General features: G+C 72.3%; 10 protein-coding genes and 1 pseudogene. 7 read left to right on the top strand and 4 right to left on the bottom strand.

All coding sequences use genetic code 11. The annotated features are described in order from the left end of the window. Positions 1–255: 255 nt before the first annotated feature. The 3 genes from IEW03_RS20220 to IEW03_RS20210 are packed head-to-tail and all read right to left on the bottom strand — an operon-like array spanning position 256 to position 2,209. Entirely contained in the window at positions 256–963 is a 708-nt protein-coding gene (locus tag IEW03_RS20220; protein WP_188525527.1) for a ubiquinone/menaquinone biosynthesis methyltransferase, read from the bottom strand. After that, positions 960–1,607, bottom strand: a complete 648-nt coding sequence (locus IEW03_RS20215; protein ID WP_188525526.1) for a lysophospholipid acyltransferase family protein — start codon at positions 1,605–1,607, stop codon at positions 960–962. The genes IEW03_RS20220 and IEW03_RS20215 overlap by 4 nt, the downstream gene beginning before the upstream one ends. 47 nt (positions 1,608–1,654) lie before the next feature. After that, positions 1,655–2,209, bottom strand: a complete 555-nt coding sequence (locus tag IEW03_RS20210; protein WP_188525525.1) for a TetR/AcrR family transcriptional regulator — start codon at positions 2,207–2,209, stop codon at positions 1,655–1,657. 113 nt (positions 2,210–2,322) lie between these two features. Here IEW03_RS20210 and IEW03_RS20205 point away from each other — a divergent pair, with 113 nt between their 5' ends. After that, complete coding sequence (locus IEW03_RS20205; protein WP_188525524.1) at positions 2,323–3,165, top strand: alpha/beta fold hydrolase; 843 nt, start codon at positions 2,323–2,325, stop codon at positions 3,163–3,165. A 31-nt stretch (positions 3,166–3,196) separates the two neighbouring features. Here IEW03_RS20205 and IEW03_RS20200 read toward each other — a convergent pair whose 3' ends face one another. After that, the gene (locus IEW03_RS20200; protein WP_188525523.1) at positions 3,197–4,444 is read right to left on the bottom strand and encodes an NYN domain-containing protein; all 1,248 of its coding nucleotides are present in this window, start codon (positions 4,442–4,444) and stop codon (positions 3,197–3,199) included. Positions 4,445–4,590: 146 nt separating this feature from the next. Between IEW03_RS20200 and IEW03_RS20195 the strand changes: the two are divergent. The 6 genes and pseudogenes from IEW03_RS20195 (at position 4,591) to IEW03_RS20175 (ending at position 9,510) form a co-directional block, all read left to right on the top strand. Continuing rightward, positions 4,591–6,863, top strand: a pseudogene (locus IEW03_RS20195) (carbon starvation CstA family protein). Next, positions 6,856–6,993 (top strand): YbdD/YjiX family protein, encoded by a 138-nt coding sequence (locus IEW03_RS20190; RefSeq protein ID WP_188525522.1) that lies wholly within the window; start codon positions 6,856–6,858, stop codon positions 6,991–6,993. The pseudogene IEW03_RS20195 and the gene IEW03_RS20190 overlap by 8 nt, the downstream one beginning before the upstream one ends. 75 nt (positions 6,994–7,068) lie before the next feature. Then, positions 7,069–7,764 (top strand): hypothetical protein, encoded by a 696-nt coding sequence (locus IEW03_RS20185; RefSeq protein ID WP_188525521.1) that lies wholly within the window; start codon positions 7,069–7,071, stop codon positions 7,762–7,764. A 210-nt stretch (positions 7,765–7,974) separates the two neighbouring features. Beyond that, complete coding sequence (locus IEW03_RS20590) at positions 7,975–8,100, top strand: hypothetical protein (RefSeq protein ID WP_268236107.1); 126 nt, start codon at positions 7,975–7,977, stop codon at positions 8,098–8,100. A 148-nt stretch (positions 8,101–8,248) separates the two neighbouring features. Further along, positions 8,249–9,115 (top strand): hypothetical protein, encoded by an 867-nt coding sequence (locus tag IEW03_RS20180; protein ID WP_188525520.1) that lies wholly within the window; start codon positions 8,249–8,251, stop codon positions 9,113–9,115. A gap of 74 nt (positions 9,116–9,189) precedes the next feature. Then, complete coding sequence (locus IEW03_RS20175) at positions 9,190–9,510, top strand: hypothetical protein (RefSeq protein ID WP_188525519.1); 321 nt, start codon at positions 9,190–9,192, stop codon at positions 9,508–9,510. The last annotated feature ends 184 nt before the right edge of the window (positions 9,511–9,694 follow it).

The raw sequence follows: 9,694 nt of genomic DNA, 5'->3' as shown, positions 1-9,694 counted from the left end.
GGGACCTCGACCCATCTCCCGACCCGGTCACGGCACCGCTGCTACACCCTCAGATCGGATGAGCCGTTTTCGGTGTCTACAACGCCTTGGCCGTGATCGCCTACCTCGTGCGGTCCATCGACGGCGACACCGACTGGTGCCGACGTCTCGTCGCCCTGCTCGACACGTTCCCTTCGGCGCCGGACCTGTCGATCGCGGCCCTTGGAGTGCCGCAGGGTTGGGCGTCCCTCGACCTGTGGAGTCCGCGGAACGCGTCTACGGCTTCTGGGCGGTGACGATCATGTGCGTGCCGAGGAACCGGCGGTCCCAGGCGACCGAGACGAAACCGAGCCGGCGCAGGATCTCGCCGACCTGCTCGGGGGACATGAACCCGAGCGTGGACTCCTCGAGGTACGTGTACGACGTGCGGTCGCGGGCGACGAGCTGGCCGAGCAGCGGCACCACGACCTTCACCCCGAGCGTGACCGGCCGGCGCAGCAGCCCGCGCGGCGGGCAGGTCTCGAGGATGACGAGCCGCCCGCCGGGCCGCAGCACCCGCAGCTGCTCGGCGAGCACGCGCTCGGCGTCCTCGACGTTGCGCAGCAGGTAACCGTGGGTGACCGCGTCGAAGGTGCCGTCGTCGAACGGCAGGGCGTTGGCGTCGGCGAACTGCCAGGTCACGGCGTCGGCCCCGGGCTTGGTCCGGGCTCCGGCGAGCATGCCCTCGGAGAAGTCCACGCCGTGGACGGCGGCGTCCGGGTAGCGTCGCGCCGCCTCGAGGGCGATGACGCCGGTGCCGGTGGCGATGTCGAGCAGCGCGCCTCCGGCGGGCACCTGCGCCCGCCGCGCGACGTCGCGGCACCACGCCTGGTGCCGGCCGAGCGTCATGAGCCGGTTCATCCGGTCGTAGTAGCCCGGCACCGTGTCGAAGAGGCGCTGGACCTCCTCGCCCTTCGAGGACGACGAGGGCGAGGGGACGGTCACGCGGCGAGCTCCTGGCCGCTCATCTTGTGGATGGAGCTCATGACGTGGTCGGTCAGCTCGCGGCGGACCTGCGCGGGGCGGGCGCCGGCGGTGAGCTGACGCGACGGGTCGATGGGGGCTCCGAAGTGCACCTGGATGCCGCGCGAGGGGCGCGGGAGCCGCTTGCCCACCGGCTGCACCTTGTCGGTGCCGCGCAGCGCGACCGGCACGACCGGCGCCGACCCGGCGAGCGCGAGCCACGCCACGCCGGTGTGCCCCTGGTGCAGCTTGCCGTCGCGCGAGCGCGTGCCCTCGGGGTAGATGCCGAACGCCCCGCCGCGCTGCAGGACCTCCAGGGCGTCGTCGAGCGACCGCTGGCCGGCGCGCGGGTCCTCGCGGTCCACCGGGACGTGCCCCATCGTCGTGAAGAACCAGCGCGAGACGCGGCCCTTGAGCCCGCGGCCCGTCCAGTACTCCGCCTTGGCGATGAACGTCACGTGCCGGGGCACGACGAGCGGGATGATGATCGAGTCGATGAACGACAGGTGGTTGCTCGCCAGGATCACCGGTCCGCGCCGGGGGACGTTGTGCAACCCGGTCACCTGGGGACGCAGCAGCACGTACACCAGGAGCGACAGCACGAGCCGCAGGAGCCGGTAGGTCATCGCACCATTGTGCCCCCTGCCGGTGGCCGCTCGCGGCACCCGCGGGGTCAGGCGGCGTCGAGCAGGGCGGCGGCGGCCTGCCGCGCCTGCCGCGCGACGTCGGCGTCGTGCGTGATCGCGGCGGTGGTCTGGGCGCCCTCGACGAGCAGCACGACCTGCACCGCGACGGCGTCGGGCAGCCCTGCCTCGCGCACGAGCGCGAGCAGGTGGTCACGGAACGACTCCTTGTGCTCGCGCACGGCGTCGGCGATCCGGGGCGACGTCGCGCCCAGCTCGCCGAACGAGTTGATGAAGGCGCACCCACGGAAGCCGTCCTCGCGGAACCAGGCGTCGAGGAAGTCGAAGACGGCGAGGATCCGCTCGCGGGGCGAGCCGGCGCCGGCGGCGGCGCGCTCCACGCCGTCGGCCCACTGCTTCGTCCGCAGCGCGAGGACGGCGACGACGAGGTCCTCCTTGGACCGGAAGAGCGCGTAGATGCGCTTGAGCGGCACGCCGGCCTCGCTCCGCACGGCGTCCATCCCGACGGACTGGACGCCTCGCGCGTAGAAGAGGCGATCGGCGGCTGCCACCACGGTCTCGCGTGCGGTCGCGTCGTCGAGCACGGCTCGTCCCCTCTCACCCGCCTCTCCCCCTTGCGGAGAGAACCATCGTTCTCTAGTGTAGCGACCCACGAGAGAACGACCGTTCTCTCACCGTCACCGAGGGGAGCACGACCATGGGGTACATCACCGTCGGGCAGGAGAACAGCACCGACATCGAGCTGTACTACGAGGACCAGGGCTCCGGGCAGCCGGTCGTGCTCGTCCACGGGTACCCGCTCGACGGGCACAGCTGGGAGCTGCAGGCCCGCGAGCTCCTCGCCGCCGGGTACCGCGTCATCACCTACGACCGCCGCGGATTCGGCGCCTCCAGCAAGGTCGGCTCCGGGTACGACTACGACACGTTCGCCCGCGACCTCGACACCGTCCTGGAGACGCTCGACCTGCGCGACGTCGTCCTCGTCGGCTTCTCGATGGGCACCGGCGAGCTCGCGCGGTACGTGAAGAACCACGGCCACGAGCGCGTCGCGAAGCTCGCGTTCCTCGCCTCGCTCGAGCCGTTCCTCGTCCAGCGCGACGACAACCCGGAGGGCGTCCCCCAGTCGGTCTTCGACGGGATCGCGGACGCGGCCCGCAGCGACCGGTACGCCTGGTTCACCCAGTTCTACCGGGACTTCTACAACCTGGACGAGAACCTCGGCACGCGCATCAGCGAGGAGGTCGTGCGCGCGAACTGGAACACGGCCGTCGGGTCGGCCCCGGTTGCCGCCTACGCCGTCGTGCCCACCTGGATCGAGGACTTCCGCGCCGACGTCGAGGCGGTCCGGGCGGCCGGCAAGCCGACGCTCGTCCTGCACGGCACGAAGGACAACATCCTCCCGATCGACGCCACCGGGCGCCGGTTCGCCGCCGCCGTGCCGGAGGCGGAGTACGTCGAGGTCGAGGGCGCCCCGCACGGGCTCCTGTGGACGCACGCCGCCGAGGTCAATGCCGCGCTGCTCGCCTTCGTCGGGCGATGACCAGCGGCCGATCGGCGGCCGGCCCGGTCGGTCAGGCGGCCGTGACCAGGTAGTCGTCGGCGTCGTCGTCCCACGCGAGGGCGACGGCGCCGGCGGTCTGCGCCGCCTTGCAGAACTGCAGGAAGCCGCGGTATCCGAGCGCCTTCTCGCTGAAGTCCGGTCGCTTCTTGCGGACCGCGTTCTTCAGCCCGGACAGCGCCGTCGAACCGCCCTCCTCCTGCACCACCGCGCGCAGCAGCGCGAACGCGTCGTCCGTGTCGCCCTGCTCGGGCAGCGACACCTCCGGGTCGCCGGTCGCCGGCCCGGCGGCGAGCACGACGAAGTCGCGGTCGGCCAGGAAGCGCAGGAACTCCCCGAACGTGCGGAAGCCGTAGTCGGCCTCGCTGAACGTCGGGTCCTTGCGCAGCAGCGTGCGCTTGAGCAGCGAGGCCGTGACCGCGCCGCCCGTCGACGACGCGAGGTCGGCCAGCGTCTGCGCGACACGGACCTCCATCGTCACGTCCTCGCCCGCGGGGGCCTCGTCGTCGGTCGCCTCGTCGGCGGGCGCCGCGCCGGCCGGGACCGTCGTCGGGACGACGGCCTCCTCGACCGTCTCCTCGTGTGCAGCCGGGGCCGGCTCGGACGTCTTGCGGCGGCGGCCGCCCTTGGCCGGGGCTGCGGTCGCGGCCTCCTCGGCGGGGACGGGCTCCTCGACCGGGGCCGGCGCCTTGGCGCGGCCGCGGCCGCCCGTCGCCCGGGCACCGCCCTTCGCACCACCGCGGCCGGAACGCTTCGGGGCCGCCTGCTCGGACTCGTCGGGCACGTCCACGCCCTCGAGCCGGTCGTAGAACAGGAACTCGTCGCACGCGGGCGGCAGCAGGCGGGACGTGGAGTTCTCGACGCCGACGCCGATCACGCGCTTGTCGAGCTCGCGCAGCTTGTGCACGAGCGGGGAGAAGTCGGAGTCGCCCGTGCACATGACGAACGTGGTGATGTAGTCGCGCTCGAACGCCATCTCGATGGCGTCCACGACCATCTTGATGTCGGCGGCGTTCTTGCGGGACGCGCCCATGCGCTGCGGCATCTCGATGAGCTCGACCTGGTGGCGGGTCAGGTGGCGGCGGTCCTCGTCGAAGTACGACCAGTCCGCGTACGCGCGGCGCACCACGACCCGGCCGCGCACGGCGAGCGCGTCGGCGATGGGCTTGAAGTCGAACTGCATCCCGCCCAGGTGCTCCCGGGCGCCGAGCGCAAGGTTCTCGTAGTCGAGGAAGACGGCGAGGCGCTCTTCAGTATCCATCCGGCCAGGCTACGGCGTGCCGCGGTGTCCGCGCGCCCGGCGGGCGCACGCGCGAACGTGCCACGCGTTGCCCCGGGCCTCTATCCCGTGCCGGGCCCGGACAACCTGCAGGGCCACGCAACGTCGCGACGCCTTGGAGGCTCACCGTGTCAACAGATCCCCGGGCCGCGGGAGGGACCGCGGCCGCGGCCGAGGTCGTCCCCGACCCCACCCTCCCCCCGACGGCCGTCCCGCCCGAGGACCTCGAGCCCCGGTGGACGTGGCAGAAGGTCGTGCTGTGGGCGGCGATCTCGCTGCTCGGGGGCCTGGCATGGGTGATGCTCGCACTGGTCCGCGGGGAGACAGTGAACGCGATCTGGTTCGTGTTCGCCGCCGTGTGCACGTACCTCATCGGCTACCGCTTCTACTCGAAGGTCATCGAGCGGTACATCACCCGCCCCGCGACCGGCGCGCAACCCCCGCCGAGGCCCGCGAGGACGGCAAGGACTACGTCCCCACCGACCGACGCGTCCTGTTCGGCCACCACTTCGCCGCGATCGCCGGCGCGGGACCGCTCGTCGGGCCGGTGCTCGCCGCGCAGATGGGGTACATGCCGGGGACCATCTGGATCATCGTGGGCGTGGTGCTCGCGGGCGCCGTGCAGGACTACCTGGTCCTGTTCTTCTCCATGCGCCGCGGCGGCCGCACCATCGGCCAGATGGCACGCGAGGAGCTCGGCCGCATCGGAGGCGTCGCCGCCATCGTCGCGTCCCTGCTCATCATGATCATCATCGTGGCGATCCTCGCCCTCGTGGTGGTCAACGCCCTGGGCGAGAGCCCGTGGGGCGTGTTCAGCGTCTCGATGACGATCCCGATCGCGCTGTTCATGGGCATCTACCTGCGGTACCTGCGGCCCGGCAAGATCACCGAGGTCTCGCTGATCGGCTTCGTGCTGCTGCTCGCCGCGATCGTGGGCGGCGGCTGGGTGGCCGACACCGCGTGGGGCGCCGAGCTCTTCCACCTCGACCGCACCACCATCGCCGTCGGCGTCATCGTCTACGGCTTCGTCGCCGCCGTCCTGCCCGTGTGGCTGCTGCTCGCCCCGCGCGACTACCTGTCCACCTTTATGAAGGTGGGCGTGATCGTCGTGCTCGCGGGCGCCGTCGTCATCGTGCGCCCCGAGATCGACGTGCCCGCGATCAGCGAGTTCGCGGGTGGCGAGACCGGGCCGGTCGTCTCCGGCGCCCTGTTCCCGTTCCTCTTCGTGACGATCGCGTGCGGTGCGCTGTCCGGCTTCCACGCGCTCATCGCCTCCGGCACGACGCCGAAGCTCGTCGAGAAGGAGCGCCAGACGCGCTTCATCGGGTACGGCGGCATGCTCATGGAGTCGTTCGTCGCGATCATGGCGCTGGTCGCCGCGATCTCGATCGACCGCGGGGTGTACTTCGCGATGAACTCCTCGGCCGCGGCCACGATGGGCACCGTCGAAGGTGCGGTGGCGTTCGTCAACTCGCTCGGCCTCACGGGCGTCAACCTCACGCCGGACACCCTCACGACGCTCGCGAACCAGGTGGGCGAACCGTCCATCGTCTCCCGCACGGGTGGGGCGCCCACCCTGGCGCTGGGGCTCGCGACGATCATGCACCAGCTCGTCGGCGGCACCGCGATGATGGGCTTCTGGTACCACTTCGCGATCATGTTCGAGGCGCTGTTCATCCTCACCGCGGTGGACGCCGGCACCCGCGTGGCCCGCTTCATGCTGCAGGACACCATCGGCAACGTCGCCCCCAGGTTCAGGGACGTGAGCTGGCGCCCCGGCGTCTGGGTGTGCACCGCGATCATGGTCGCGGGCTGGGGCACGATCCTCTACCTCGGCGTCACCGACCCGCTCGGCGGCATCAACACGTTCTTCCCGCTGTTCGGCATCGCCAACCAGCTGCTGGCCGCGATCGCCCTCGCCGTCGTGCTCGCCATCGTGGCGAAGCGCGGCCGCGGGTACTGGGCGTGGCTGTGGATCGTGGCGCTGCCGCTCGCGTTCACGGCGCTCATCACGATCTGGGCGTCGTTCGAGAAGATCTTCTCGCCCGAGCCGGCCGTCGGGTACTGGGCCCAGCACCACGCCTTCAAGGACGCGCTGGCCGCCGGCGAGACCTCGTTCGGCACCGCGCCCGACGTCGCCGCGATGGAGGCCGTGGTCCGCAACACGTTCGTGCAGGGCACCCTGTCGATCGTCTTCGTGGTGCTGTCGATCGTCGTGATCCTCGCGTCGCTGGTCGTGACCGTCAAGGCTCTCCGCTCGGGCGGCGGCGAGAACCACGAGGACCCGCCCGTCGCGTCGCGACGGTTCGCGCCCGCGAGCCTGTTCGCGACGCAGGCCGAGCGGCGCCTCGAGAAGCAGTGGGCGGACGCCGGGCTGGTACGTACGGCAGGTGATGGGTGACGACGCCTACCGCACGTACGTCGCGCACGAGCGGTCCGCGCACCCCGACCACGAACCGATGGGCGAGCGGGAGTTCTGGCGCGAGCACTACGCCGAGCAGGACCGCAACCCCGGCTCCCGGTGCTGCTGATGTGGTGCGATGCCCCGGGCCGGGGGATCCTGCGGCGGTGACTCTCCACCCACCCCACGACCTGGCGGTCGCGCCATGAGCCCGGAGGTCGCCGACCTCCTGTGGCTCGGGCACGAGGACGTGTCCGGCCTCTGGGAGATCTCCTGGGGCCCGGAGGACGACGGGCCCGGCGGCCCACGGCGCGTCGACGTCATCGTCTCCGTGCTGCGGTCCGGGCTGATCGAGCTGGCCGCGGGTCCGTCGTCGAGCGACTTCGACACCGCCCCGCGCCTCGGCCCCGAGGCCCGCGCGCTGCTGCGTGATCCGCGCTGCTGGCAGGGCCCCGATCCTGGCGACGACATCGGGGCGCACGTCGTGCGGTTCGCGACCACCGACGCCGGGTTCGCGGCGTTCCGCACCGCGACGGGGTGGGACCGGCGCGCACGGGCCCGGAGGGAGCACGCCAGCATGCCGTCGCCCAGCGACCCGGCAGGCACCCCCGTGTGGGAGAACTACGTGGTCGCCCAGCTCACCCAGGCGTCGCTCAGCCTGGTGCCGCGGGACGCCGCGGCTCTCGGTGTCGAGGTGGACGACGTCGACGTGACCGTGGTCTGCCAGGCGCGGAACGAGTCACCGGGCGTGGTCGAGGGCCTCGACGAGATCGTGCAGGAGCTCTCCATGCTGCTCGGCGAGCACGTGCGCGTCGGCAGCCGGGTCGAGCGGCGCGACGCCCCCACCATCACGCCCCACGACCGGACCCTGTGGACCTTCGCCGCAAGGGAGGATCGGTGATCCTGCTCGCGGAGTCGGACGACGCCGCCGCACCGGTGGTGGAGCTCGACGAGCACGTGCCCGTCACCGCGACCTGGCCGGCGTACAGCCACCTCTCCTCCGTCCCGACCTCCGTCCGCGCGCTCCACCGGCACCGGCTGCTGGACCGGCGGCCCGGGCGGCGGCGAGTTCCCGCGCCTCGACGTCACCTCGTATACCGACTGCCTGCTCATGGAGTTCTCCACAGGCCCGGTGGACGCGTGGCGCGGGCGTGGCAGGGTGTTCTTCGGCGTGGACGAGACCGGCGCCGTCGGAGCCGTGGGCGTCCGGCGCACCCGCACGAAGGGACGGCTCTGACCATGACGGCTCCCGACCGCGCCGCCGTCGGCCCGATGCTCGCCGACCTGGCGGACGGCGCGAGCCACGGGTGGGACGAACGGTTGGAGCTCGTGCTCGAATGACGCGCCCCGACACCTCCCTCGACCACCGCGATCACGGAGCACCCATGTCCGACGGCTTCCTCACGCTGTACTCCCGCAGGTCACCGAGCACCTGGCTCCCGAACTGGCTGACCGCCGTGGGCGCCGACGTGACGGCGCCGGGGGCCGACGGACGGCTCGCGGTGCTGGACCGCGAGGGCGACCGGCACCTGATCAGCAATGACGAGCTCGCTCGCCGCCTCGACGCCGGCGATGACCTCACGTTCCAGGCATGGTTCTCCCGCTCGGAGGACTTGGTGATCACGGTCCGACGGGCCATCGAGGCCGGCCCCGCAAGAGGCCTCGTCGCGGCCACCTGCTCCCTCGACGGGCTGGCGCCTGGCGACGTCGAGCGGGTCTGCCGGGCCGGGCAGGACATCGTCGAGCGAGCGGCCGCCGACAGCGCGGACGGCGCTCGCGACTTGGGCCTCGTGCTCGATCCGCGCGGCTCGATGGCGGACCTCGACTGGGAGCAGGCGGAGGCGATCCCGCGCGCCGCGCTGGCCGGACTCACCGTGCTCGGCGTCGAGGGCACCGTCGACGAGGTCCGGGACGCCTGGCGCGCCGCGGCGTTGTCCGCGGCCGTCCCGACCGTCCGGATCGCGGACGCCGGCGACGACTCCGTCGACGCCGCGTGGGCGCGCGTCGCGGCCGCCGAGGGGCTCGTCTCGCCGTCCGGCGAGCTGCTGCTCAGTCTCTCCGGGCACGGCTCGTCGGACCTTCCCTGGCTCCGCGTCCGCACCCACGGGCCCCTGCCGATCCGCGATCTCGGGCCGCACGCCGGCGAGCCGGAGCTCGTCGCGGCCGACCTCCGACGGCGGGTCACCATCGCCGTCACCACCGAGGAGCACGAGACCTGGATCCTCGTGGCACGGGCCGGTGACCAGGCCTGATGGGGAGTTCTCCCCGTGGTGCATCACCGGAGGACCTGGGTACTCTCTCACCGGGCAAGAGGGGGTGAGGGCCGATGGCGGATCTTCGAGTTGACCTGGACGCGGTGACCGAGCTGGGGTCGAGCCTGACGACGGTGGCCGACGAGTTCGAGAACGCGACCACCAAGAGCGACCGGATCGCGGACGCGGTCGGGCACGAGGGGCTCGCGGGCGTGGTGCGCGACTTCGCCAGCTCGTGGGACGACACCCGCGAGAAGATGACGGAGAACCTGCGGCTGCTCGCCGACGCGTCGGTGCAGGTCGCGCAGGCGTTCACCGACATCGACTCCGACCTCGCCGACGGGATCAGTGGTGAGGGTGCTCCGGCCCCGGCCAGGCCCGGGGGGCCGGTGTGAGGCCTGCGGACTGGTCGCCTGTCGGGCTGGACGCGGACCCGACGCCAGGTGACCCGGTGCTGGTGCTGTCCGGGGGGCAGGACTACCTCGAGGTCGCCGGCTCGATCGACGATGCCGCCGGGGCGATGTCCCGCCTGGACGTCGCGGGCACGGTCTCGGCGGCGGTGGACGCGTTGATGGAGAC

This window comes from Isoptericola cucumis, from assembly GCF_014635665.1.
Classification (GTDB): domain Bacteria; phylum Actinomycetota; class Actinomycetes; order Actinomycetales; family Cellulomonadaceae; genus Isoptericola; species Isoptericola cucumis.
Note: the sequence above shows the minus strand (reverse complement) of the source record. Positions and strands in the feature narration are given on the sequence as shown.

What these genes read in the sequence shown, in the direction of transcription:
- IEW03_RS20215 (WP_188525526.1), bottom strand. Translation starts at nt 1,607, where the DNA reads ATGACCTACCGGCTCCTGCGGCTCGTGCTGTCGCTCCTGGTGTACGTG.
- IEW03_RS20205 (WP_188525524.1), top strand. Translation starts at nt 2,323, where the DNA reads ATGGGGTACATCACCGTCGGGCAGGAGAACAGCACCGACATCGAGCTG.
- IEW03_RS20200 (WP_188525523.1), bottom strand. Translation starts at nt 4,444, where the DNA reads ATGGATACTGAAGAGCGCCTCGCCGTCTTCCTCGACTACGAGAACCTT.
- IEW03_RS20190 (WP_188525522.1), top strand. Translation starts at nt 6,856, where the DNA reads ATGGGTGACGACGCCTACCGCACGTACGTCGCGCACGAGCGGTCCGCG.
- IEW03_RS20185 (WP_188525521.1), top strand. Translation starts at nt 7,069, where the DNA reads ATGAGCCCGGAGGTCGCCGACCTCCTGTGGCTCGGGCACGAGGACGTG.
- IEW03_RS20590 (WP_268236107.1), top strand. Translation starts at nt 7,975, where the DNA reads ATGGAGTTCTCCACAGGCCCGGTGGACGCGTGGCGCGGGCGTGGCAGG.
- IEW03_RS20180 (WP_188525520.1), top strand. Translation starts at nt 8,249, where the DNA reads ATGTCCGACGGCTTCCTCACGCTGTACTCCCGCAGGTCACCGAGCACC.
- IEW03_RS20175 (WP_188525519.1), top strand. Translation starts at nt 9,190, where the DNA reads ATGGCGGATCTTCGAGTTGACCTGGACGCGGTGACCGAGCTGGGGTCG.